We start from the raw sequence: 24,350 nt of genomic DNA on the forward strand, positions 1-24,350 counted from the left end.
CCGACCGCCAGAAAGAAGTTGATCACTGTGAGCACCGAAGCAGCCGCGACCGCGGAGAACCTGAAGCGCCTCTCCGACGAAGGCGTCTCGATCTGGCTGGACGACCTCTCGCGCGAGCGGATCGAGTCCGGCAACCTCGCCGAGCTGATCGCGAACAGGAACGTCGTGGGCGTCACCACCAACCCGTCCATCTTCCAGGCCGCCATCGGCTCCGGAGAGGGCTACGAGGAGCAGCTCGCCGACCTGGCGGTGCGGGGCGTCACCGTCGACGAGGCCGTGCGCATGATGACCACCGCCGACGTCCGCGCCGCCGCCGACCTCCTGCGGCCGGTGTACGACGCCACCGACGGCCGGGACGGCCGGGTCTCCATCGAGGTCGACCCGCGCCTCGCCCACGACACGACGGCCACCGTCGCCGAGGCCAGGCAGCTGGCCTGGCTGGTCGACCGGCCCAATGTGATGATCAAGATCCCGGCGACCGCGGCAGGACTGCCCGCCATCACCGAGGTCATCGCCCAGGGCATCAGCGTCAACGTCACGCTGATCTTCTCCCTTGAGCGCTACCGCGAGGTCATGGCCGCCTACCTGGCCGGTCTGGAGAAGGCCGCCGCCAAGGGCCTGGACCTCTCCGTCATCCACTCCGTGGCCTCCTTCTTCGTCTCCCGCGTCGACGCCGACATCGACAAGCGGCTGACCGCGATCGGCACGGACGAGGCGCTCGCGCTCAAGGGCCGTGCGGCACTGGCGAACGCACGCCTCGCCTACGCGGCGTACGAGGAGGTCTTCGAGGGTGAGCGCTGGACGGCCCTGACCGGCGCCAGGCCCAACAAGCAGCGCCCGCTGTGGGCGTCGACGGGGGTTAAGGACCCCGCGTACAAGGACACTCTGTACGTCGACCAGCTGGTCGCGCCCGGCACCGTCAACACGATGCCCGAGGCCACGCTGAACGCCACCGCCGACCACGGCGAGATCACCGGCGACACGGTGACCGGCGGCTACGCGCAGGCCGGCGCCGACCTGGCCGCGGTGGAGGCGCTCGGGATCTCCTACGCCGACGTCGTCACCCGGTTGGAGGACGAGGGCGTCGCCAAGTTCGAGGTGGCGTGGCAGGACCTGTTGGACGCCGTCAAGAAGTCGCTCGGCAGCAAGGGAGCTGACGCGGAATGACCTCCGACTGGGACAACCCCCTGCGCGACACACGGGATCGCCGGCTCCCCCGGATCGCCGGCCCGTCCGGGCTCGTCATCTTCGGGGTCACGGGCGACCTGTCCCGCAAGAAGCTGATGCCGGCCGTGTACGACCTCGCCAACCGCGGCATGCTGCCGCCGGGCTTCTCACTGGTCGGCTTCGCCCGCCGGGACTGGGAGGACGAGGACTTCGCGCAGATCGTGCACGACTCGGTGCGCGAGCACGCCCGTACGGAGTTCCGTGAGGAGGTCTGGCAGCAGCTCTCCGAGGGCATGCGCTTCATCCCCGGCGACTTCGACGACGACACGGCGTTCGAGCAACTGCTCCAGACCGTCGAGGAGCTGGACAAGGCGCGCGGTACGAGCGGCAACTACGCCTTCTATCTCTCCGTACCGCCGAAGTTCTTCCCCAAGGTCGTGCGGCAGCTGAAGAAGCACGGCCTGGCGGACGCCCCCGAGGGATCCTGGCGGCGGGCGGTCATCGAGAAGCCGTTCGGGCGCGATCTCGCGAGCGCCCGGGAGCTGAACGCGCTCGTGCACGACGTGTTCGACCCGGAGCAGGTCTTCCGGATCGACCACTACCTGGGCAAGGAGACCGTCCAGAACATCCTGGCGCTGCGGTTCGCCAACCAGATGTTCGAGCCGATCTGGAACCGGTCGTACGTCGACCATGTGCAGATCACGATGGCCGAGGACATCGGCATCGGCGGCCGTGCGGGCTACTACGACGGCATCGGGTCGGCCCGTGACGTCATCCAGAACCATCTGCTCCAGCTGATGGCGCTGACCGCCATGGAGGAGCCGGCCGCCTTCGACGCCGCCTCGCTGCTCACCGAGAAGCTGAAGGTGCTGAGGGCGGTGAAGTTGCCGGAGGAGCTCGGCAAGCACACCGTGCGCGGGCAGTACGCGGCCGCCTGGCAGGGCGGCGAGAAGGTGCTCGGGTACCTCGACGAGGACGGCATCGACCCGGGGTCGAAGACCGACACCTACGCCGCCATCAGGCTGAACGTGGACAACCGGCGCTGGGCCGGTGTGCCGTTCTACCTGCGTACCGGCAAGCGGCTCGGGCGGCGGGTGACGGAGATCGCCGTCGTGTTCCAGCGGGCGCCGCACTCCCCCTTCGACTCCACCGCCACCGAGGAGCTCGGCCAGAACGCGATCGTCATCCGCGTCCAGCCGGACGAGGGCATGACGGTCCGGTTCGGCTCCAAGGTGCCGGGCACGTCGATGGAGATCCGGGACGTGACGATGGACTTCGCCTACGGCGAGTCGTTCACGGAGTCCAGCCCGGAGGCGTACGAGCGGCTCATCCTGGATGTCCTCCTCGGGGACGCCAATTTGTTCCCCCGTCACCAGGAAGTGGAAGAGTCCTGGAAGATCCTCGACCCGATCGAGGAGTACTGGGACACGCACGGCAGGCCGGCGCGGTACGCGTCCGGGAGCTGGGGACCCGAGGAAGCGGACGAGATGCTCGCACGAGACGGACGGAGCTGGCGCAGGCCATGAAGATCGACCTGAGCGACACCACGGCAAGCAAGATCAACAAGGCGTTGGTGCAGGGCCGCCGCGCGATCGGCACGCCGGCCGTGGGCATGGTCCTGACGATGGTCATCGTCACGGACGAGGAGAACGCCTACGACTCGATCAAGGCGGCCGAGGAGGCCTCGCACGAGCACCCCTCGCGCACCCTGGTCGTGATCAGGCGGCACGCCCGCACCCCGCGCGACCGGACCCGCTCCCACCTCGACGCCGAGGTCCGGGTGGGCGCCGACGCGGGCACCGGCGAGACGGTCGTGCTGCGGCTGTACGGCGAGGTGTCCGAGCACGCCGACTCGGTGGTGCTGCCGCTGCTGCTGCCGGACGCGCCGGTCGTCGTGTGGTGGCCGGTGGACGCGCCGGAGAACCCCTCCAAGGACCCGCTGGGCGCGCTCGCCCAGCGCCGGATCACCGATCTGTACACCACCGAGACACCGCTGTCGGACCTGGAGGTCCGCGCCCGCAACTACGCGCCCGGCGACACCGACCTCGCCTGGACCCGGCTCACCCCCTGGCGCTCCATGCTCGCCGCGGCCCTGGACCAGGCCCGGGTGCCGATCGTCGCGGCGGTGGTGGAGGCCGAGGCCGACAACCCGGCCGCCGAGCTGCTGGCCCGCTGGCTGGAGGCCCGCCTCCATGTCACCGCCGAGCGGGTGGTCACCGCCGGTCCGGTCGTGACGGGCGTGCGCCTGGGCACCGAGAACGGCGAGATCGTCATCGACCGTCCCGAGGGCCCGCTGGCCACGCTGTCCCTGCCGGGGCAACCGCCGCGCACCCTCGCGCTGAAGGTCCGCACCACCTCCGAACTCATCGCCGAGGAGCTCAGGCGCCTCGACGCGGACGAGATGTACGCCGTCGCCCTGCGGGGCGAGGCCACCAAGGAGACCTCCTCTCATGTCTGAGACCCCCAGGCTCAACCGGCGCCCCGAGTGGGTCGCCCTGGAGGACCACCGCGCGGACACCCTGCAGCGCCCGCGCCTGCGTGAGCTGTTCGCGGCCGACCCCTCCCGCGCCGAGCGGTACGTCGTACGCGTCGGCGATCTGCGCATCGACTACTCCAAGCACCTGATCAACGACGAGACCCTCGCCATGCTGCGCGAACTCGCCGTCGCCACCGATGTGTCCGGGCTGCGCGACGCGATGTTCCGCGGCGAGAAGATCAACGTCACCGAGGACCGGGCGGTGCTGCACACCGCGCTGCGGGCGCCGCGGGACGCGGTGATCGAGGTGGACGGCGAGAACGTGGTGCCCAAGGTGCACGCCGTGCTCGACAAGATGGGCGACTTCGCCGACCGCGTCCGCTCCGGCGAGTGGACCGGCCACACCGGCCGCCGTATCCGCAACGTCGTCAACATCGGCATCGGCGGCTCCGACCTCGGTCCCGCGATGGCGTACGAGGCGCTGCGCCCCTTCACGGCACGGGAGTTGACGTTCCGCTTCGTCTCCAACGTCGACGGCGCCGACCTGCACGAGGCGGTCCGCGACCTGGACCCGGCGGAGACGCTGTTCATCGTCGCGTCCAAGACGTTCACCACGATCGAGACGATCACCAACGCCACCTCGGCACGCTCCTGGCTGCTGGCCGGGCTCGGCGGCGACGACAAGGCGGTCGCCAGGCACTTCGTCGCGCTGTCGACCAACGCCGAGAAGGTGACCGGCTTCGGCATCGACCCGGACAACATGTTCGAGTTCTGGGACTGGGTCGGCGGGCGGTACTCCTACGACTCGGCGATCGGCCTGTCCCTGATGATCGCCATCGGCCCCGGGCGGTTCCGGGAGATGCTCGACGGCTTCCACCTCGTCGACGAACACTTCAGGAACGCGCCCGCCGAGACCAACGCCCCGCTGATCCTGGGCCTGTTGGGCATCTGGTACGGCAACTTCTTCGACGCCGAGTCCCATGCGGTGCTGCCGTACTCCCACTACCTGTCGAAGTTCACGGCGTATCTGCAGCAGCTGGACATGGAGTCCAACGGCAAGTCGGTGGACCGTGACGGGCACACCGTGGGCTGGGAGACCGGCCCGGTGGTGTGGGGCACGCCCGGCACCAACGGGCAGCACGCCTACTACCAGCTGATCCACCAGGGCACCCGGCTGATCCCCGCCGACCTGATCGGCTTCGCCCGTCCGGTCGCCGAGCTGAGCGACGAACTCAAGGCGCAGCACGACCTGTTGATGGCGAACCTCTTCGCCCAGGGCCAGGCGCTCGCCTTCGGCAAGACGGCGGACGAGGTGCGCGCGGAGGGCGTGCCCGAGGAGCAGGTCCCGCACCGCACCTTCCTCGGCAACCGCCCGACCACCACGATCCTCGCCCCCGAGCTGACCCCGTCGGTCCTCGGCCAGCTGGTCGCCCTGTACGAGCACAAGGTGTTCGTCCAGGGCGCCGTCTGGAACATCGACTCCTTCGACCAGTGGGGCGTGGAGCTGGGCAAGGTCCTCGCCAAGCGGGTCGAGCCCGCCCTCACCGAGGGCGCGGACGTCCCCGGCCTCGACGCCTCCACCGCCGCCCTCGTGGCCGCCTACCGTGAACTCAAGGAAGTGGATCTGACATGACAGCCATGAAGTTGGGCCTCATCGGTCTCGGCAAAATGGGCGGCAACATGCGCGAGCGGATCCGCCGCGCCGGCCACACCGTCATCGGCTACGACCGCAACCCCGAGGTCTCCGACGTCAAGAGCCTCGAAGAGCTGGTCCAGCGGCTCGACGCACCGCGCACGATCTGGGTGATGGTCCCGGCCGGCACCGCCACCCAGACCGTCATCGACGAGCTCAAGGACCTGCTGGAGCCGGGTGACACGGTCGTCGACGGCGGCAACTCCCGCTGGACGGACGACGAGAAGCACGCCGCCGAACTCGGCATCAAGGGCATCGGCTTCGTGGACGCGGGGGTCTCCGGCGGCGTGTGGGGCCTGCAGAACGGCTACGCGCTGATGGTCGGCGGCGACAAGGAGCACGTGCGGCGCCTGGAACCGATCTTCGAGGCGCTCAAGCCGGAAGGCCCGTACGGCTATGTCCACGCCGGCCGGGTCGGCGCCGGGCACTTCTCGAAGATGGTCCACAACGGCATCGAGTACGCCATGATGCAGGCCTACGCCGAGGGCTGGGAGCTGCTGGAGAAGGTCAACTCGGTGGACAACGTCCGTGAGGTGTTCCGCTCCTGGCAGCAGGGCACGGTCATCCGCTCCTGGCTGCTGGACCTCGCGGTGAACGCCCTCGACGAGGACGAGCACCTGGGCAAACTGCGCGGCTACGCGGAGGACTCCGGCGAGGGGCGGTGGACCGTCGAGGCGGCCATCGACAACGCGGTGCCGCTGCCGGCCATCACGGCATCGCTGTTCGCCCGGTTCGCCTCCCGCCAGGACGACTCCCCGCAGATGAAGATGATCGCGGCGCTGCGCAACCAGTTCGGCGGCCACGCCGTCGAGTCGAAGGAGTAGCGAGCCGTGGGGGATCTCCTGCTGGTCCGCCACGGTGAGACGGAGTGGAGCAGGTCGGGACAGCACACCAGCTGGACCGACCTGCCCCTCACCCAGGACGGCGAGGAACAGGCCAAGTCCCTCGCCCCTCTCCTGTCCGACCGGACCTTCTCGCTCGCCCTCACCAGCCCCCTGCGTCGCGCGGTCCGTACCGCCGAACTGGCGGGCGTGACGGGGGCCGTACCCGACCCCGATCTGCACGAGTGGGACTACGGCGGCTACGAGGGCGTCACCACCGTCGAGATCCACCGCACCCGTCCCGACTGGTACCTGTGGACCGACGGCGTGGCGCCCGGCCCGGCCGACCATCCCGGCGAGTCACCGGCCGAGGTGGGGGCCCGCGCCGACCGGGTGTTGTCCCGCGTCGAGGCGGCGCTCGCCGACGGCGATGTCGTCCTCGTCGCCCACGGCCACTTCCTGCGCGTGGTGACGGCCCGTCGGCTGGGCCTGGCCCCGGCGGACGGCCGGCTGTTCCAGCTGGCGACGGGCACGGTGAGCCGGCTGTCGACGGAGCACGGCCGACCCGTGATCGCCGAATGGAACGTACGGGCATAGCCGGTTGACACCGTGAACGCGGGCCCGCCAGAGTCGTGGCCGATGGAGATCAACGATCTGACACCGGCCGAGCAGCGCGTCTGGCGGGCCTTCCCCACGGGAGCGACCGTGGACCTCCGCGCTGAGGGGGAGGCGGACGGACCCGAACGGACGGTCCGGGCGGCCGTGTTGCGGACGCTGCTCCTCAACGGCCCCCGGGAGGCGGGGGAAGTGGCGGCGCTGAAGGTGCTGGGGGCGCGGATCACCGGCGTACTGGACCTGCGTTTCGCGGCCGTCGACAGCGTGGTGCGACTCGGCTACTGCACCTTCGACGCGGCCCCTCGCCTGGCGGGTGCCCAGTTGAACTATCTCAGCCTGCGCGACTCCGTGCTGCCCGGTCTGGCGGCCGCGCGGAGCAGGATCGACGGCAGCGTGCGACTGACCCGCTGCCGGATCGGTGGGCCGGTGCGGCTCGGCGGAGCGCAGATCTCCGGTGCGCTGTTCCTGGACGAGGCGGAAATCACCGCCGCCGATACGGAAGAGCCCGTGCTCCAGCTCAACCAGGTCACCATCGACGACGACCTCTGCGCCCGCCGTCTGCGCACCCGGGGCAGGATCCGGCTGGACGGCGCCGGCGTCGCGGGTTCGATCGATCTCGAGGACGCCGAACTGCACAACCCCGGCGGCAACGTCATCGACGCGGAGAGCCTGGACGTGGGCGCCAACGTCCTCGGCAGACGACTGAGCGCGCACGGTCGCATCGACATGCGCGGCGCCCGCATACCCGGCCGGCTCGACCTGCTGTCCAGCCGGCTGTCCAACCCCGGCGGCACCGCGATGCGGGCGAGCAGCTGTGTCATCGGCGAGGTGTGGCTGCGCAGGGGCCCGCGGATCGAGGGCATGCTCAATCTGCGCCGTTCACAGATCGAACACCTCAACCTGGACCCGGAAATGCTCCCGGACCAGGTCCGCCTCCTCGACCTCACCTACACGTCCCTCACCCCGCATGTGCCGCCGGAGCTGCGGCTGCCGATGCTGGAGCGGGACGAGGACACGTTCGACCCGCACGGGTACGAGCAGTTGACCGCCGCCTACCGCCGCACCGGCGACGACCATGCCGCCCGGCTCGTCCAGCTCGCCAAGCAGCGCCGGCACCGCACCACGCTGCCCTGGTACGGCCGGCTGTGGGGCCATGTCCAGGACGCGACGGTGGGCTACGGCTTCCGGCCGATGCGTGCGCTCGGCTGGCTGCTGTCCCTGCTCGCCGTCGGCTCGGTCGCGTTCGCGCTGCACCACCCGCCACCGCTGAAGGTGGACGAGGCACCGCAGTTCAACCCGGTCTTCTACACCCTCGACCTGCTGCTGCCGGTGATCTCCTTCGGCCAGGAACCGGCGTTCGCCCCGGAGGGCGGGCAACAGGCCCTGACCTACGCCCTCGTCCTGATCGGCTGGATCCTGGCCACCACGGTAGTCGCCGGTGTGACCCGCGCCGTCAGCCGCCAATGACCGCCCGCGCGGTGTGCTGCGCGGCCAGCCGCACCGGCGCGTTCTGGGCGCCGTACCCCCGGTAGCCGTCCCGCTGCACGAGCTCGAAGAAGACCCGGCCGACGGTCATGGTGTAGCAGTGCCGGAACTCGCCGTGCGCGTCCCGGTCGTAGAGGATGCCGAGTTCGCGATACGTCTCCAGCTCGCCGTCCGCGAACTCGTGCCGTGCGGCCAGGTCGTCGTAGTAGTTGGCGGGGATGGGCAGCAGGCGCCCGCCCGCCTTGCGGAACCGGCGAGCGGCGGCGACCACGTCGTCCGTGGCCAGTGCGATGTGCTGGGCGTGCACGGTGTTGTCGGTGGGCGCCGCGCCGACGCCCAGGGCGATCCGGACGCTGCCGTCGGCGTTGGTGACGGCGCGGCTGCGCATCAGGCCGTACGGGTCGGCGACGTCGACGCTCTCCTGGGCGTGCAGGCCGAGGACGCTGCGGTGGAAGAGGGTGGCCTCGTCGTAGTGGTGCCAGGGCTGGGTGAGGGCGAGATGGTCGATGCGGTGGACGCCCGCGGTCGCGGGCTCGTGCTCGACGTCCGCGAAGTCGGCGCGCCAGTTGGGCAGTTCGGGGCGGTCCGTGGCGCAGAAGAACAGTTCCGTGCCGTCGGGTGCGGCGACCGCGTCGAGCGGGGCGTCCTCGGCGGCACGGCGGCGGGGCAGGACCGGGGCCAGCATGGCCTCGGCGCGGCGGGCGGCGGCCGTCGGGTGCGGTGACTCCAGGCCGATCGCGGCGAGGCCGGTGCCGTTTCGGCGGGCGGCGCCCGAGGTGTTGACCAGGAGGCGGGCCTCGCCCTGCTGCCAGAGGTCGACCGGTTTGCTGCGGTGGCGTGCGGTGCGGGTGAAGCCCAGGGCGCCGAGTACGGCGGAGACCGGTTCGGCGTCGGGTGTCACCAGTTCGGCGAAGGCGACGCCGGTGGGGACGACGGGTTCGGGCGGGGTGGTGACGCCGACCGTCTCCTGCAGGACCAGCAGGGAGCGGTGGGCGTCCACGGCCGTCGGGCCGGCGTCGGCCTGGCGGAAGACGTCGTTGAAGACCTCCAGGGAGAGCGGGCCGTCGTATCCGGTGCGCAGGACGTGACGTACCAGCCCGGCGATGTCGAAGCCGCCCTGGCCGGGGAAGCAGCGGTAGTGGCGGCTCCACTGCAGGACGTCCATCGCGAGCAGCGGGGCGTCGGCGAGTTGGAGGAAGAAGATCTTCTCGCCGGGGATCTCCGCGATGCCCTTGGGGTCGGATCCGCGCGAGAGGATGTGGAAGCTGTCCAGGCAGGTGCCGAGCGCCGGATGGTCGGCGGCCTCGACGATGCGCCAGGCGTGGGCGTACGTGTTGACGTGCCGTCCCCAGGCGAGCGCCTCGTACGCCACCCGGATGCCGAACTCCTGGGCCAGATCGGCGAGTCGGCGCAGATGGTACGCGGCGAGCGCGTCGTCGTCCGCGGCGAGCGGATGGACGCTGGAGCAGGCGAGGACGGTGTCCGCGCCGAGCCTGCGCATCAGCTCGAACTTGTGCCGGGCGCGGCGCAGATTGCGGGCGAACTCGTCGGCGGGCACCGCCTCGATGTCCCGCATCGGCTGGTAGAGGTCGATGCTCAGCCCCAGGTCCGCACAGCGCGCACGGATCTCCTCCGGGGTCAGCGGGCTGGCCAACAGGTCGTTCTCGAAGATCTCCACACCGTCGAAGCCGGCCCGGGAGGCGGCCGTGAGCTTCTCGGTGAGGGATCCGCTGAGGGAGACGGTGGCGATGGAAGTACGCATGCCTGGACCTCTTCCTACCTCGGGGTTCCTACGGCTCCGGCCAGCTCGGCGATGTCCGCGAGCATGCGCGCGCTGTCCGGTTCTCGCCCCGTGAAGAGACGGAACGCGTCCGCGGCCTGGAAGACGGCCATCCCTCCCCCGTCCAGGACGGCACAGCCGATCGCCCGGGCGGTACGCAGCAGCTCGGTCTCCAGCGGGCGGTAGACGACCTCGGCGACCCACAGCGCGGGGTGGAGCAGCTCGGCCGCGAGGGGCAGTCCGGGATGGGCGGCCATGCCGGTGGGGGTGGCGTGCACGAGGCCGTCGGCCCGGCCGAGCAGGGCGGGGAGCGCGTCGGGGGTGGCGGCGACCGCGCGGCCGGCGCCGAAGTGCCCGTTCAGGGCGGCGGCGAGATCGGCGGCGCGGTCGGTGAGCGCGTCGACCACGGTGACCCGCTCGGCGCCGAGGGTCAGCATGGCGTGCGCCACTGCCGCGCCCGCGCCCCCGGCGCCCAGCTGTACGACCCGCTCCAGCGGCACATCGGGCAGTCCGCGCGCGAAGGAGGCGGCGAAGCCGGTGACGTCGGTGTTGTGGCCGACGGCCCGGCCGTCCTCGAAGACGACGGTGTTGACCGCGCCCAGCGCCTCGGCCTGCGGGGCGAGCGCGTCCAGGTGCCCGATGACGAGCTGCTTGCAGGGGTGGGTGATGTTGAGCCCGTCGAAGCCCAGGTCACGGGCGGCCCGCACCAGCTCGCCCACCGCCTCGGGCGGCACGCCGAGCGTGTCGATGTCGATGAGCCGGTACAGATAGCGCAGGCCCTGCCGGCCGGCCTCTCGCTCGTGCAGCGCCGGGCTGAGCGAGGGGCCGATGCCGGAGCCGATGAGCCCGACGAGATACGAGTCCTTGGCGTCCTTGGCCACCGGGGGACCTCCTGAGGCGGCTCACTAATGTACGAACTGGTGAGTTAGTCATAGCAGGCCGCACCCGAACTTGGGAAGACCTGTCCCGGCACACGGGGCGAGGGGGCTTCTACAATCACCGGCACGGGTGGGCCAGCAGGGGCGCGCCCGTCCCTCGCCGAAGGAAACCGATGACCAGCGTCGAAGAGCCGGCACGCGCGAACGGGCGGATCCGTGACGCCGCCCGCACCAGGGCCGAGATCCTCGACGTGGCGACGCAGGAGTTCGCCCGCGCCGGTTACGACGGCGCCCGCGTCGACGAGATCGCCGCCCGCACCCGCACCACGAAACGGATGATCTACTACTACTTCGGCGGCAAGGAGCAGCTGTTCACGGCCGTCCTCGAGCGGGCGTACGGCGTGATCAGGGAGACCGAGCAGCAGCTCGACGTCGAGCACCTGGACCCGGTGGCGGCCATCCGCCGGCTGGCCGAGCTGACCTTCGACCACCATGAGCAGCACCCCGACTTCATCCGTCTGGTCAGCATCGAGAACATCCACGGGGCCGAGCACATCGCCGCCTCCGAGAAGCTGGGCAAGATCGGCTCACCGGCCCTGGACGTGATCCGCCGGATCCTGGCGTCGGGCCGGCAGTCGGGCCTGTTCACGGCCGACGTCGACGCCGTCGACCTGCACGCGATGATCAGCTCCTACTGCTTCTTCCGGGTCTCCAACCGGCATACGTTCGGCGCCCTGTTCGGCCGCGACCTGGTGGATCCGGCCCGGCGCGAGCACTACCGCACGATGCTCGGCGACATGGTGATCGCGTACCTGACGGCGGAGCGCACGGCGGACTGAAGTCGCGCGGCATCACCCCTTGACACCCGGGAAACGTGGGCGCAACATCCGTAGCCACCGCTACTAACTACCCAGTGGGTTAATTAGCCGGGATCCGGCACCTCCCCCTTCTGGCTTTCCTCGTTCCCGCTCACTCCGCCTACGTTGGAGTCCCCTCGAAGGAGCACGCCGTGTCCGACCACGTCCCCGACGCCGCGCCCGGCCAGCCACGGAAGGCGGCCATGGCCGCCTGGATCGGCAGCGCGCTGGAGTACTACGACTTCTTCATCTACGGCAGCGCGGCCGCGCTGATCTTCCCCGAGGTCTTCTTCGACGAGTCCGACCCCGCGACGGCCACCCTGCTGTCGCTGGCCACGTTCGGTGTCGCGTACGCCGCCCGCCCGGTCGGCGCGCTGTTCCTCGGTCACTTCGGGGACCGGGTGGGCCGTAAGAAGATCATGGTCTTCACCCTGATCCTGATGGGCGTGTCGACTTTCCTCATCGGCTGTCTGCCCACCCGTGACCAGGTCGGCACCCTCGCGCCCGTCCTGCTGGTGCTGTGCCGGGTGCTCCAGGGCATCTCGGCGGCGGGCGAGCAGGCCAGCGCCAACTCGATGACGCTGGAACACGCGCCACCGCACCGGCGCGGCTTCTTCACCAGCTTCACGCTGAGCGGCACACAGGGCGGGCAGCTGCTGGCCACCCTGGTCTTCATCCCGATCGCCGCGCTGCCGGAGGAGCAGCTGATGTCGTGGGGCTGGCGGGTGCCGTTCTGGATGAGCGTCGCGGTCGCCGTCGTCGGCTATGTCATCCGCCGCAAGCTGGACGAGACGCCGGCCTTCGAGCAGCAGGCCGCCACCGAGGGCGTCGTCAAGCTGCCGCTCGCGGTGCTGATGCGGGAGCACTGGGCTGACGTACTGCGGGTGATCGCGGGTGCGCTGGTCGCCTCGGTCAGCACGATCTTCACGGTCTGGGCGCTGTCGTACGCCACGAGCGACTCGGTCGGGATGGACAGGTCCGCCATGCTGTGGGTGGGCGCCCTGGCCAACCTGGTCGCGCTCGGCGCGATCCCGCTGTGGGCCACTCTGTCGGACCGTATCGGCCGCCGCCCGGTGTATCTGATCGGCGCGGTCGGCAGCGCGGTGACGATGTTCCTCTACCTGTGGGCGATCTCCACCGGCTCCTATCCGCTGATCCTGCTGCTGGGCATCGTCGCCTTCGGTGTGGTCTACAGCGCCGCGAACGGCGTGTGGCCCTCCTTCTACGGCGAGATGTTCTCCACCCGGGTCCGGCTGTCCGGCATGGCGATCGGCACCCAGATCGGCTTCGCGGTCGCCGGTTTCGCGGTCACCTTCGCCGCGCAGATCGCGGGCCCGGACGGCGACGACTGGTTCTCGGTGGCCCTGTTCACGGCCGCGCTGTGCGTGCCGCCGGTCGTGGCCGCGCTGTCCGCCCGCGAGACCGCCAAGGTCCCGACGGAGCGACTCGGCGAGCGGGCGGCCGGGCAGGTCCCGCAGCCGGCGAAGGTCGCGGCCTGACTCTCGCGACCCGCCTGGTCCCCGGACGCCTTGACGGCTCCGGGGACTCGGGCGCGGAGTGTGTTCACTATGCGGCTACCGCCGCGTGGGCGCGATCAACCGGCGTGATCAACCCCCATCGGCCCGCGGACTGATCACGGCGTCGCCTGCGGAGCGCACAGCAGCTCCGTCCAGGTCTCGGCGACCCGGTCCAGGGAGAAGCCCTCCCGTACCTGGGTGCGGGCCAGTTCGGCGGCGGAGCGCCAGTCGTCCTCACCCAGCGAGGCGATCGCCTCGGCCATCGCCTCGGGATGGTCGTGGATCCATCGCCGGTCGTAGATCTCGTCCGCGCCGGGCCACGGCAGCAGTGACGGTACGGCGCCGGAGGCCATGCCCTCGGCGGGCGCGAGGTGGAAGCTCTCGTCGTCGCTGGTCGACAGCACATGGCCGACCCGCCGCAGCCAGCCCGCCACGTCCGGCCCGAACGTGTCGAAGACGACGGCCCCTTCGAGCAGCGGCGAGGTCTGCATCCGGCGCAGCACGGCCTCGTAGTGGGCGCGCTCCTCGGGCTTGTTCCAGATCCACCAGTACTCCCAGGGCGGCTTCGACTTGACCGACAGATGCCAGCGCCGGTCGTGGGCGCGCAGCGCCTCCAGTACGTCGAGGCCGAGGTCGAGGCGTTTGCGGCTGGGCGCGATGCCGATCATGCCGAGGCGGTGGTGGGCGCCGGGTGCCTTCGGGCGGTCGAGCTGGTCGGTGTCGACCCAGTTCGGCACGACCACGACCTTCGACTCGGGCCAGCCGGTGTGCTCACGGGTGCGCCGCGCGTAGTACGGGCTGACGCACACCACCCGGTCGACGGCGTCGATGTCGACCTGGCGGGGCCACGGGGCGCCCAGCTCGAAGCGGTGCAGCCGTACGATCAGCCGGCTTCCGCGCCGCTTGTGGCGGCTGTACCAGACGGCGGCCGGGCCGCACCACTCCACGACCACCACGTCCGCCCAGTCCGCGAGTTCACGGCTGGCGTCCGGGTCGTGCCGGGACAGCGCGGGCCAGGCGTCGACCCGCACCTCCAGGCCGGGCAGTGAGCGGAAGTGGTCGAGCAGCCGGGTGAGGAACTTCAGGTCGTGCCCGGCGACACCCACGCGCAGCGGCCGCTGACGGGCCGTCACCCCGGAGGGCGCGGCGGGGAACGCCCGGTCGAGATGGGCGCGCCAGCGAGTGGCCGCTCCGTCCAGCGTGTACTGCCGGGCGGCGGCGCGGCAGCGGTCGGCCGCGAGACGCCTGACCTCCGGCTCCCGCACGGCCCGCGCGACGGTATCGGCGGCGTCGTCGAGGCCGGCGTGTCCGGGCACGAACAGCGGATAGTCGGTGCCGAGCAGCGTCTCGTGCGCCGGAGTGCGGTTGAGGACCACGGGCAGGCCGAGGGCGCCGAACTCCAGGACCTTGGTGGACAGTTCGAGGCTGGCGTCGAGCACCGGGTCCCGCCAGCCCAGGCCCACGTCACAGTCCGCGGCGATGCGCATGGCCTCCTCGCGGGGCTGTCCGCCGTGGTGGAGGACGCCGGGGGTGGCGGCCAGCGCCCGCGCCATGTCCGCCTGGAAGTCGGGGTGGCCCGGGTCGTCGTGGATCTTGTCGCCGACGGTGTGCAGTTCGGCGCGGACACCCCGCTCGGCCAGCAGCTGCGGCAGCCGCGTCATGGGCAGGGTGTTCCAGCGGGGCGCGAACTTGCCGGTGTAGACGAGCCGCAGCGGATCGTGCGGTCCGTCCCGCTCCGGCACCTCGAAGCCCGGCTCGGGCACGGCGGGCGGGCTGAGCACGCACTTGCCGCAGGCCTCGGGCACCCAGGTCTCCAGGAAGCAGCGCAACTCCTCGGTCTGGCACAGCAGCCGGTCCGCGGCCTCGGCGATCCGCACCAGGTCCGCGCGGGCCGCCTCGGTCATCTCGGCGGCGGACTGCGGGATGTCGGTGAGGTAGGCCCAGATCCGCCCGTCGAACATGCCGTCGGCCACGATCCGGGTGACCAGCCGGCGGCCCCGCAGCACCAGCAGGTCGCAGGGGTCCTCCTCGTCGAGCCGGGCGAGCACCTGCGAGGCCTGCACCGGCGACATGGGCCGGTCGGCGAGCCCCGGCAGCAGCCGCTCCTCGTGCGGCCGCACCAGGGTGACCCCGGGCAGCTCGGCCAGCGGATCGGTCAACCGGCCGGTGCGGACGGGGGACTTGAGGACGAGCCGGGCCTGGCAGCCCGCCCGGGACAGCGCCTGCACCGTGGACTGCGCCCACACGGCGGAGCCGTCGATGAGATTGAGGTCGACGTCGCCGTAGACGAGCGCCCGCAGCGTACGGCTCATGACGGTTCCTTCCCGCGCACGGCGAACAGTCGATGCCCTTGCCCCGCCCAACTGCCGGGATCCGTACCGGACAGATGCAGCGACCGACGCACCAGCAGCGGCCGCAGCGACGGTACGAAGACATAGTCGTCCGCGGTCGGCGTGTGGCCCACCGCGTCGGCGCCGGAGTACTCCTGCGCGCACAGCAGATCGAGCAGCAGGGTGTCCGGCCGGTCCTCGGTGAGGTCCGTCCAGTCGGCGACCCAGGGCGCCAGCGGCTGCCCCCGGCGTACGGTCACTCCGGCGGCGGTGAGTTCGTCGAGGCCTGCCGGATCGGGCACGACGACCTCGGCCGGGCGGTGCAGCTGGCCGAGCACCTGGCCGACGAGCCGGGCGATGTCGGTACGGTCCCGGGGCGCGGCCAGCACGGCGACGCGCCGCTCGTCCAGCGGATCCGCAGCGCCGGTCAGCCGCGCGAGCCGCGACAGCCGTACCCGTGTGCTGTCCGCCCGGAAGAGTTCGCGCAGCCGTTCCCTGCCCTGTGCGGCCGGGTCGAGGCGACCGAGCCGCACTCCGGTGTCGGCGTCGACGACGGCGTCCCAGGCGAACCGGGCGAGCCCCGGCGCGGCGGAGGCGGGACCGTCCCGCCACAGCACGGCCGAGCGTCCCAACGCCCTTGTCTCCGCGAGCAGTTCGGCGAGGGTGCGGTCGAGGTCGGGGGCGAGTCCGGTGCCGGTGAGCCACCACGGTCCCTCGCCGGTGCAGGCGCTCAGCTGCACGACCAGCACGTCCGGGTCGGTGCGTCGCACGAGCAGCAGCCCGTCGTGCGGCAGCAGACGGTTGACCGCCACGTCCGTCGCGAAGTCCTCCGCCGTGGCGGGGGTCAGCACACCGGCGACGACCAGGCGGTCGCGGGGCGCCGCGGTCAGGGCGCGATGGGCGAGGTGGAACCGGTCGTCGACGGGCGCCTCCGGCTCGGCCTGTGTCTTCGGCCCGCCGTCGGCCACCCGGCCGGCGGAACGCCGCCGGCCGCGCCACAGTCCGTACAGCTCCCCGGGCAGCCGGGCGGCGCCACGCTTCGGCGACCGCGCCGCCGTCACCAGGGCCTTGCCGACCCGCAGCGAGGTCGAGCCCTCCAGCATGGCCACGCGTGCCTGCAGCAGGTCGACCCGGTCCCGGGCGCCCCGCAGCGCGGCGGCGAGCTGCTCCTTCTCCCGCACGGCGGCGGCGAGCCGGTCGGCGAGTCCGTCCTGCCCGGAGGCCTCCCGGATGCGTTCCGCCTCCTCGGCGGCCGTTTCGAGGTCCAGCAGCCGGGCGCGCATCGAGCGGGAGGCGAGGTCGGCGAAGACGTACTCGTCGGCGATCCGCAGCGCCGTGGCGTAACCGTCGGACGGGACGGGCCGGCCGAAGAAGTCGTGCGGCGGCAGGAGTTCGTCGGTGCGGGCGATGACCGCGCCCGCGTGCAGATGGACGTAGTCGAGAGGCGCCGCGCGCAGGACCTGGCAGCGGTGGGCCACCAGATGGTCCAGGAGGCGGTGGTACGGCAGCTCGGAGCCGCGGTGCCCGAACACGATCAGTCCGCGCGCGCCGGGCCGCATCCGTGCCAGTACGGCGCGGCATGCGTCCTCGCTGCCGTGCAGCCCGGCGTCGGGGCCGTAGGAGAGAAGGGCCAACTCGGTTTCGGCGATGGGCCGTTGGTCGTCGTCGCGCAGGCTGACGCCCGGGGGCAGATGCAGATAGGGCTCCAGGCGGAGGCCGCCGCCGGTCGCGTCCACCACCGTGGTGACGGCGTCCAGGTGCGGATGGAGCAGATCGGTCAGGCGCATCAGCGGGTCCTTGTGAAGACGTGGAAGCCGACCCGGTTCTCCCGGAAGCCGTACGGCCTGGAGAGGGTGTGCCGCAGGCCGAGCGGCTCGAGTTCGGCGCGGTAGGCGGCGGTCGGGCGGTGCACGATGTAGGCGCCGCGGGGGGTGCGGTGGGCGGTGTCCTCGTCGGTGACGATCAGCCGGCCGCCGACGCGGACGAGCGACGCGAGGTTGCGCAGACCGGCCGCCCACTCCTCGTCGGCCGGGACATGGAACAGGACGTCCACGCAGACGACGATGTCGTACGGCCAGGGACTGCGCCACTCGTCGAGCGTGCCGACGGCGTAGCGCGGGCCGCCGCCCTCGGCGCGGGCGTGGCCGACGGCGGTCGCACTGGCGTCGAAGGCGTCGACCCGGTGGCCGCAGCGGGCCAGGGCGCGGGCGAAGTACCCCTTGCCGCAGCCGGCGTCGAGCACGAACAAGGGGGCGGCGGTGCTGGACAGGTCGCCTACGAGATCGAGCAGGGTGCCCAGCCGCTGGGCGTAGAAGATCTCGTTGCCGGGGCGGTCGAGGCCGATGTGCCCGCCCGAGACGAGCTCGTCGTGGTCGGCGTGCCGGGCCTCCCAGTACCGCCGCGCGGCGGTGCTGGGACAGGTGAGCGTGCCGTCGTGGGTGAGGGTGTCGTCAGCCATGGCGCTCCAGCCATCCGGTGATCACACGGGCGATCCGCGCCCCGGCCCGGCCGTCCCACAGCGGCGGCCCCTCCGCCTGCGCCACTCCCCCGCCGTCCAGCAGCTTGCGCAGCGCGGGCACCAGCTCCCCGTGCCGCACCAGCCGGTTGGTGCCGTGGGTGACGGTGACCGGGCGTTCGGTCGTGGTGCGCAGGGTCAGACACGGGACGCCGAGGACGGTCGTCTCCTCCTGGACGCCGCCCGAGTCGGTGATCACCGCGGCCGCTCCACGCACCAGGCTCATGAACTCGACGTAGCCGAGCGGGTCGAGGAGATGGATGCCCGGCGCGTCCGCGAGACCCGCCGCGCGCAGCGCCTCGCGGCCACGCGGGTGCAGCGGTACGACAAGGTCGAGATGACGGGCGGCCTCGGCCAGGACACGGGCGGCCGCCTTGGCGGCCTCCGGGTCGTCCACGTTGGCCGGCCGGTGCAGGGTGACGACGCCGTAGCGCTCGGGCAGCCCGCGGGCCCCGCGGACGCTCACCGAGTCGAACTGCTCCATGTGGGTGAGCAGAGTGTCGATCATCGGGTTCCCGACGAGGTGCACCCGCTCGGCGGCGACGCCCTCCCGGGCGAGGTGGCCGACGGCCTCGGGGCTCGTGGCGAACAGCAGCTCCGCCAATTGGTCGACCAGCCGCCGGTTGACCTCTTCCGGCATCGTCATGTCGAAGCTGCGCAGTCCCGCCTCGACGTGGGCGACCGGTACGCCCAGCTTGGCGGCGACCAGGGCGGCGGCGAGCGTCGAGTTCACATCGCCGTACACCGTGACCAGGGCGGGTGCGCGGGCGGCAAGTTCGCTCTCCAGGGCCACCAGGAGGTCGGCGGTCTGCCGGGCGTGGCTGCCGGAGCCGACGCCGAGGTCGGTGTCGGGTTCGGGCAGGCCGAGCTGCCGGAAGAAGATGTCCGACATCCGTTCGTCGTAGTGCTGCCCGGTGTGGACGAGCACCTGGTCACAGCCCGCCGCGCCGAGAGCGGCGACGACCGGCGCGGCCTTGACGAAGTTCGGCCGGGTGCCGACGACATGGAGTACGCAGCCGTTCATCGTGCCTCCGTGTTTGATGGCTCGGTCGCCTACGGGCGCTTTCAGCCGGTGTCGAGACGGCGATCGTGCTCGACCCTTCGGGCCTCCGCGCGTTCGCCGTCTCGACACCGGCGCGCCCTTCGGCTCCCTCGCGGCCGGTGTCCTGGGGACAGTGACTGTTGGTGGGCCGTTACCCGGCGTTGGATCTACCTTGGCGATATGTCACGTAATGTCCCGCTCGCCTTTAGTTTGGCTGCGTCTGTTGCAGTTGGCGAGTTGCGTCAGGACCCCTTGCGGGCGGCGATGCTCGCGATACGGCTGCTGCCGGGCCCAGCCCGGCGCGGGTTGCAGGCGCTGGAACGGCGGCTGGCCCGGCGTGCCCGTGCCGCCGGGCCGGCCGCGACACCGTCCGCCGCACGGGTGCCCGCGCCCTCCGGCCGGCCGTTCTGTCCCGTACCGGGCCGGGTGCTCCATCTGGTCAGCAACGGGCTGCCGTTCCGGCACGCCGGCTACACCGTGCGCACCCAGAAGCTCGCCGAGGCCCAGCTGGCGGCCGGGCTGGACCCGCACGTCGTGACGCGGATCGGCTTCCCGGTGACGGCGGGCGTACTGGACGCCCGCCCGAAGCAGCTGGTGGGCGGGGTGCCCCAGCACCGGCTGCTGCCGTCATGGCTGCCGTACGGACAGGCCGCGGGGCTGGCACGCAACGCCGAGCTGGCGGCGCGGCTGGTGGAACGGCTGCGTCCCGCCGTACTGCATGCCGCGAGCGACCACGGCAACGGACGGGTGGCGCTCGCCCTGCGGGAGACCTTCGGACTGCCGGTGGTCTACGAGGTGCGGGGCTTTCTGGAGGAGACCTGGCTGACGCAGGCGCCGGGGCGCACCCGGGGCGACGAGACGTACCGGGCGCGGCGGGCGCTGGAGACGTACTGCATGCGCGAGGCCGATCTGGTGCTGACGCTGGGTGAGGCGATGAAGGCCGAGATCGTCGGCCGGGGCGTGCCCGAGGAGCGCGTCCTGATCGCACCCAACGCCGTGGCCGACGACTTCCTCGCGCCGCTGCCGGACGGAGCGCCCGTGCGCGCCCGCCTCGGCATCGCGCCGGACGAGTTCGTCGTCGGCACGGTCGGCACGCTCACCCCGCACGAGGGGATCGACATATTGCTCCATGCGGGTGATGAGCTACGACGGCGTGGTGTGCCGCTGCGATTGCTGATCGTCGGGGACGGTCCGGAGCGTCCCTCGCTGGAGCGATCGGCGGCTCGGCTGGGGCTGGACGACGGGACGGTTCTGTTCACCGGCCGGGTGCCGCACGCTCAAGTCCGGGATTTTCACGCCGTGTTGGACGTGTTCGCGGTGCCGCGCACCGACGAGCGCGTCTGCCATCTGGTGACTCCGCTCAAGCCGGTCGAGGCGATGGCGAGCGGTGTTCCGGTGGTCGCGAGCGATGTCGCCGCACTCAGGGAATTGGTCGAACCGGAGGTGAACGGATGGCTAATCAAGCCCGAATCAGTACATTCCTGGGCTGATGAGCTGGAAATAGTCCTTTACAGTCGAAACCGGCGCACTGAGTGGGGAGCAGCCGCCCGCGCGATGGTCGCGCGTGACCGCACCTGGAAGCGTGTCGCCGCCACAACCCGTGAGGCGTACCGCGTCCTCGGCAGCCTTGATGCGGGGTGAGCCCAATGCAGGTCGAACAGACCGGACCGCTCGGGGAAGAGAGCGAATCACCCGGGGAAGCAGAACCGCCCGATCGCGTGGAACTCGCGGTGATCGGGCTCGGGTACGTCGGACTGCCGCTCGCGCGTGAGGCGGCGTCGGTCGGCCTGAGGGTCGTCGGCCTCGACCGCGATGCCCGGGTCGTGGAGGCGCTCAACAGCGGGCGCTCCCACGTCGACGACGTCTCCGACGACGACGTCCGCCGGATGTGCGCCACCGGTTTCGCGGCGTATACGGACGACGCCTGTCTGGCCCGTGCGCAGACCGTGGTGATCTGCGTGCCGACCCCGCTCAGCGAGGACGGCGGACCCGACCTGAGCGCGGTCAAGGCCGCCGTGAGCACGGTGGCGGGCCGGCTGCGGCCCGGCCAACTGGTCGTGCTGGAGTCGACCACCTATCCGGGCACCACGGAGGAGATCGTAAGGCCGCTGCTGGAGGAGTCAGGGCTCAAGGCCGGCTCGGACTTCGCGCTCGCCTTCTCACCGGAGCGCATCGACCCGGGCAACACCACGCACGGGCTGCGCACCACACCGAAGGTGGTCGGCGGCTGCACCCCGTTCTGCGCGGCGCGCGCGGTCGCCTTCTACGGCAAGCTCGTCGACACCGTCGTGCAGGCGAAGGGCACACGCGAGGCCGAGATGGCCAAGCTGCTGGAGAACACCTACCGGCATGTGAACATCGCCCTGGTCAACGAACTGGCCGTGATCAGCCACGAGTTGCATGTCGACCTGTGGGACGCCATCCGCTGCGCCGGCACGAAGCCCTTCGGCTTCCAGGCGTTCCGGCCCTCTCCGGGCGTCGGCGGGCACTGCATCCCCATCGACCCCAACTACCTTTCGTACAAGGTGCGTTCGTCGCTCGGGTACGAGTTCCGCTTTGTGGAGCTGGCCCAGGAGATCAACCGGCGGATGCCGGAGTACGTGGTGCGCCGCGCCCAGGACCTCCTCAACACCGCGGGCCGGCCGCTGCACGGTTCCCGGGTGCTGCTGCTCGGGGTCACCTACAAGCCGGACGTGGCGGACCAGCGGGAGTCACCGGCGGTGCCGGTGGCGCGGCTGCTGCGGGAGCGGGAGGCCGAGATCTCCTTCCACGATCCGCATGTGCCACTGTGGTCCGTGGACGGGGCGAGCATCCCGCGCGTCGACGACGTCATGACGGCGGTGCGCGAGCACGACCTCACGATCCTGCTCCAGGACCACTCGGCCTATGATCTGCCGGCCCTCGGCGACGCGGCCCGGCTGCTGTTCGACACCCGGGGGCGGGTGTTCCGACCCGGGGTCGAGGTGCTGTAACCGTCCGGCCCGCTGGGCTGTGGATCTCGGGGCAGTCGAAAGGTGCGTGCTCTGATGCGGATACTCGTCGTGACCGTCGTCCACCACCCGGAGGACGCCCGGATCCTGCACCGGGAGATCGCCGCCCTGCGCGAACACGGCCACCGGATCGTGTACGCCGCGCCCTTCGCGGCACGGGAGACATCGCCGCGGCCGTACGTCGAGGGCGTGGACCTGCCCCGGGCGGCCGGCCGGGACCGCCGGGCGGCGCTGCGCGCGGCGCGCACCCTGCTCGCCGAGCGGGGCCCGGAGGCGGACGTCGTCCTGCTGCACGACCCGGAGCTGCTGCTCGCGCTGCCCGGCACCCTGCGCCGCTGGCGACGCGCGGGACATGTGCCCGTCACCGTGTGGGACGTGCACGAGGACACGGCGGCGGCGCTGGTGATGAAGCGCTGGCTGCCCCGGCCACTGCGGCCACCCCTGCGGCTGGCCGTACGGGCGGCGGAGCGGGTGGCGGAACGGCATCTGCGGCTGCTCCTCGCCGAGGACGCCTACCAGCGGCGCTTCCGCCGGACGCACCCCGTGGTCGGCAACCTCGCGACGGTGCCGCCCGAGGAGCCCGAGCCGCCGGGCGACGACCGGGCCGTCTACCTCGGGCACCTGTCGCGGGCCCGGGGCGCGCTGGAGCTCATCGAGACGGCGCGGCTGCTGGCGCCGGACATCCGGGTCGAGGTGATCGGCGCGGCGGACCCCGATATGCGGGGCCCGCTCACCGAGGCCGACCGGGAGGGCGTGCTGCGCTGGTACGGCTATCTGCCCAACGACCGCGCGCTCGCCCTGCTCTCCGGCAGCCTGGCCGGCCTCTCCCTGCTGCGGGACCAGCCCAACTACCGCCATTCACGGCCCACCAAGGCCGTGGAGTACATGGCCCACGGCGTCCCGGTGGTCACCACGCCCACCCCGCTCGCGGCCGAACTGGTCGAGCGTTACGGCTGCGGTCTCGTCGTCCCCTACGAGGATCCGGTCACCGCGGCACGGGCCGTACGGCATCTGCGTGCCGACCGGCAGATGCGCCGCCGCGCGGCCGCTCGGGGCTGGGAAGCGGCGCTCGCCGACCTCAACTGGGCTGACCGGGCAACGGATTTCGTGATGTGCCTGGAGTCCTGGGTGAAGGAGGCCTCCGCGGGCCCGGCAGCCCGCTAGCGGTTCGACCAGTCCCGTCGGCACAGCACCAGCCGGTACCCGTCCGGGTCCTCGATCGTGACGCCCCACTCGTTCCAGTAGGGGTTGGGCGACAGGACCCGCTTGCCGCCGTGCTCCTCGAGCCGGGCGACGAGGTCGTCCGGCACGGGGCCGTCGACGTAGATGACGAGCAGGTCCTCCTCGGTCGGCCTCGGTTCGACGGGGCGGGCCGGCTCGTGGACGAGTTCCAGGTGCCAGTCGGCGTCCGGCCATCCGAGCATCAGCAGGTCGTGCTCGCCGGGTTCCGGACCGCCCACCGCCCGCCAGACGACGCCGAGTTCGAGCCCCGCGCGCCAGAAGCGCTCGGCCGCGGCGAGGTCACGGGACGGGCGGGCGATCCGGATGTGGCTGCGGCCGTTGACCGGCATGGTGACCCTCCAATGGGGCGTCTGTTCGGCGTCGATCCGCCGGTCAGCGTAGGCAGCCCGCACCCGCCGGGACCATCGGTCATGAGCCCCCGCCCTGCGTCCTAGGCCCTGCCAGGCACTCAGGTGACCGGGTCTCAGCCCTGGTTGGCGCCCTTCGGGATGCCGTACACCCGCTCCACCCTCAGCCTCAGCACCAGCCGGCGGTCCCGGACCATCGCCGCGCGGTAGTCCTCCCAGTCGGGGTGCTCGCCCAGGACGTCCCGGTAGAGGCGGACGAGTTCCTCGACCGTGGCGTCGTACGGGTCCCGTGCGACCGGCGCGAGGTCGGCCGTGCCCTCGGCGACGGCGTACGCCCACCGGTCGGGGGTCGTGACGTGGTACGACGCCCTGGGGTCACGGCGCAGGTTGCGGGTCTTGGCGCGGTCGTCGGTGATCGAGACGCGCAGGACGCGCTCGTCGGGGTAGTAGGCGTGGCTGACGTTGGAGAGCTGCGGACGGCCGTCACGCTTCAGCGTGACCAGCACTCCGCCGTGGCTCTCGGCGAGCAGTGCGAGCAGTGCGTTGTGGGTGGCGTCCTGAGTCATGACCGGATCAACCCCGGCCGACCGCTGCC

Annotated in this window: 20 protein-coding genes; 12 read left to right on the forward strand and 8 right to left on the reverse strand. The window is 71.7% G+C overall.

The genetic code is table 11. The annotated features are described in order from the left end of the window. Positions 1-18 precede the first annotated feature (18 nt). Genes tal through ACZ7NC_RS03840 form a run of 7 tightly spaced genes read left to right on the forward strand, consistent with a single transcriptional unit; the run spans position 19 to position 8,239 of the window. Positions 19-1,167, forward strand: a complete 1,149-nt coding sequence (gene tal, locus ACZ7NC_RS03810; RefSeq protein ID WP_471484624.1) for a transaldolase — start codon at positions 19-21, stop codon at positions 1,165-1,167. Further along, on the forward strand, positions 1,164-2,693 hold the full coding sequence (zwf, locus tag ACZ7NC_RS03815; RefSeq protein WP_471484626.1) for a glucose-6-phosphate dehydrogenase: 1,530 nt from the start codon (positions 1,164-1,166) through the stop codon (positions 2,691-2,693). Before tal ends, zwf begins: the two co-directional genes overlap by 4 nt. Then, positions 2,690-3,625, forward strand: coding sequence for a glucose-6-phosphate dehydrogenase assembly protein OpcA (opcA, locus tag ACZ7NC_RS03820; RefSeq protein WP_471484627.1), 936 nt, complete (start codon positions 2,690-2,692; stop codon positions 3,623-3,625). Before zwf ends, opcA begins: the two co-directional genes overlap by 4 nt. Next, positions 3,618-5,276, forward strand: a complete 1,659-nt coding sequence (gene pgi, locus ACZ7NC_RS03825; protein WP_471484628.1) for a glucose-6-phosphate isomerase — start codon at positions 3,618-3,620, stop codon at positions 5,274-5,276. Before opcA ends, pgi begins: the two co-directional genes overlap by 8 nt. A 5-nt stretch (positions 5,277-5,281) precedes the next feature. Continuing rightward, on the forward strand, positions 5,282-6,160 hold the full coding sequence (gnd, locus tag ACZ7NC_RS03830; RefSeq protein WP_471484909.1) for a phosphogluconate dehydrogenase (NAD(+)-dependent, decarboxylating): 879 nt from the start codon (positions 5,282-5,284) through the stop codon (positions 6,158-6,160). Positions 6,161-6,166: 6 nt separating this feature from the next. After that, a complete protein-coding gene (locus tag ACZ7NC_RS03835) occupies positions 6,167-6,754 on the forward strand; it encodes a histidine phosphatase family protein (RefSeq protein WP_471484630.1) in 588 nt (195 codons plus the stop codon). 42 nt (positions 6,755-6,796) lie between these two features. Next, entirely contained in the window at positions 6,797-8,239 is a 1,443-nt protein-coding gene (locus tag ACZ7NC_RS03840; protein ID WP_471484631.1) for a membrane-associated oxidoreductase, read from the forward strand. Here the strand turns inward: ACZ7NC_RS03840 and ACZ7NC_RS03845 are convergent. Together ACZ7NC_RS03845 and ACZ7NC_RS03850 are read right to left on the reverse strand one after the other, a co-directional pair. Then, on the reverse strand, positions 8,226-10,019 hold the full coding sequence (locus ACZ7NC_RS03845; protein ID WP_471484632.1) for a bifunctional sugar phosphate isomerase/epimerase/4-hydroxyphenylpyruvate dioxygenase family protein: 1,794 nt from the start codon (positions 10,017-10,019) through the stop codon (positions 8,226-8,228). The two genes, ACZ7NC_RS03840 and ACZ7NC_RS03845, sit on opposite strands and share 14 nt — an antisense overlap. 14 nt (positions 10,020-10,033) lie before the next feature. Continuing rightward, complete coding sequence (locus tag ACZ7NC_RS03850) at positions 10,034-10,918, reverse strand: shikimate dehydrogenase (RefSeq protein WP_471484633.1); 885 nt, start codon at positions 10,916-10,918, stop codon at positions 10,034-10,036. Between the two features lie 170 nt (positions 10,919-11,088). On the opposite strand from ACZ7NC_RS03850, the gene ACZ7NC_RS03855 reads away from it, so the two are divergent. Further along, positions 11,089-11,754, forward strand: a complete 666-nt coding sequence (locus ACZ7NC_RS03855) for a TetR family transcriptional regulator (RefSeq protein ID WP_471484635.1) — start codon at positions 11,089-11,091, stop codon at positions 11,752-11,754. Between the two features lie 221 nt (positions 11,755-11,975). Continuing rightward, on the forward strand, positions 11,976-13,271 hold the full coding sequence (locus ACZ7NC_RS03860; protein ID WP_471484911.1) for an MFS transporter: 1,296 nt from the start codon (positions 11,976-11,978) through the stop codon (positions 13,269-13,271). Positions 13,272-13,405: 134 nt separating this feature from the next. Here the strand turns inward: ACZ7NC_RS03860 and ACZ7NC_RS03865 are convergent, their stop codons facing one another. From ACZ7NC_RS03865 to wecB, 4 genes are read right to left on the reverse strand one after another with little or no spacing between them, the layout of a single operon-like run. Then, positions 13,406-15,601, reverse strand: a complete 2,196-nt coding sequence (locus tag ACZ7NC_RS03865) for a glycosyltransferase (protein WP_471484636.1) — start codon at positions 15,599-15,601, stop codon at positions 13,406-13,408. Then, on the reverse strand, positions 15,598-17,406 hold the full coding sequence (locus tag ACZ7NC_RS03870; protein WP_471484637.1) for a hypothetical protein: 1,809 nt from the start codon (positions 17,404-17,406) through the stop codon (positions 15,598-15,600). The genes ACZ7NC_RS03865 and ACZ7NC_RS03870 overlap by 4 nt, the downstream gene beginning before the upstream one ends. Continuing rightward, positions 17,406-18,077, reverse strand: a complete 672-nt coding sequence (locus ACZ7NC_RS03875; protein WP_471484639.1) for a class I SAM-dependent methyltransferase — start codon at positions 18,075-18,077, stop codon at positions 17,406-17,408. The genes ACZ7NC_RS03870 and ACZ7NC_RS03875 overlap by 1 nt, the downstream gene beginning before the upstream one ends. Continuing rightward, positions 18,070-19,158 (reverse strand): non-hydrolyzing UDP-N-acetylglucosamine 2-epimerase, encoded by a 1,089-nt coding sequence (gene wecB, locus ACZ7NC_RS03880; RefSeq protein ID WP_471484641.1) that lies wholly within the window; start codon positions 19,156-19,158, stop codon positions 18,070-18,072. Before wecB ends, ACZ7NC_RS03875 begins: the two co-directional genes overlap by 8 nt. A 255-nt stretch (positions 19,159-19,413) precedes the next feature. On the opposite strand from wecB, the gene ACZ7NC_RS03885 reads away from it, so the two are divergent. From ACZ7NC_RS03885 to ACZ7NC_RS03895, 3 genes are read left to right on the forward strand one after another with little or no spacing between them, the layout of a single operon-like run. Continuing rightward, entirely contained in the window at positions 19,414-20,817 is a 1,404-nt protein-coding gene (locus ACZ7NC_RS03885) for a glycosyltransferase family 4 protein (protein WP_471484642.1), read from the forward strand. A gap of 5 nt (positions 20,818-20,822) precedes the next feature. Further along, on the forward strand, positions 20,823-22,148 hold the full coding sequence (locus tag ACZ7NC_RS03890) for a nucleotide sugar dehydrogenase (RefSeq protein ID WP_471484643.1): 1,326 nt from the start codon (positions 20,823-20,825) through the stop codon (positions 22,146-22,148). Positions 22,149-22,202: 54 nt separating this feature from the next. Then, positions 22,203-23,330, forward strand: a complete 1,128-nt coding sequence (locus ACZ7NC_RS03895; RefSeq protein ID WP_471484645.1) for a glycosyltransferase family protein — start codon at positions 22,203-22,205, stop codon at positions 23,328-23,330. Here ACZ7NC_RS03895 and ACZ7NC_RS03900 read toward each other — a convergent pair. Next, entirely contained in the window at positions 23,327-23,737 is a 411-nt protein-coding gene (locus ACZ7NC_RS03900; RefSeq protein ID WP_471484646.1) for a VOC family protein, read from the reverse strand. The genes ACZ7NC_RS03895 and ACZ7NC_RS03900 overlap by 4 nt on opposite strands. A gap of 134 nt (positions 23,738-23,871) precedes the next feature. Beyond that, a complete protein-coding gene (locus ACZ7NC_RS03905; RefSeq protein WP_471484647.1) occupies positions 23,872-24,321 on the reverse strand; it encodes a PPOX class F420-dependent oxidoreductase in 450 nt (149 codons plus the stop codon). Positions 24,322-24,350: the final 29 nt, after the last annotated feature.

Source organism: Streptomyces sp. NPDC111802 (genome assembly GCF_055634335.1).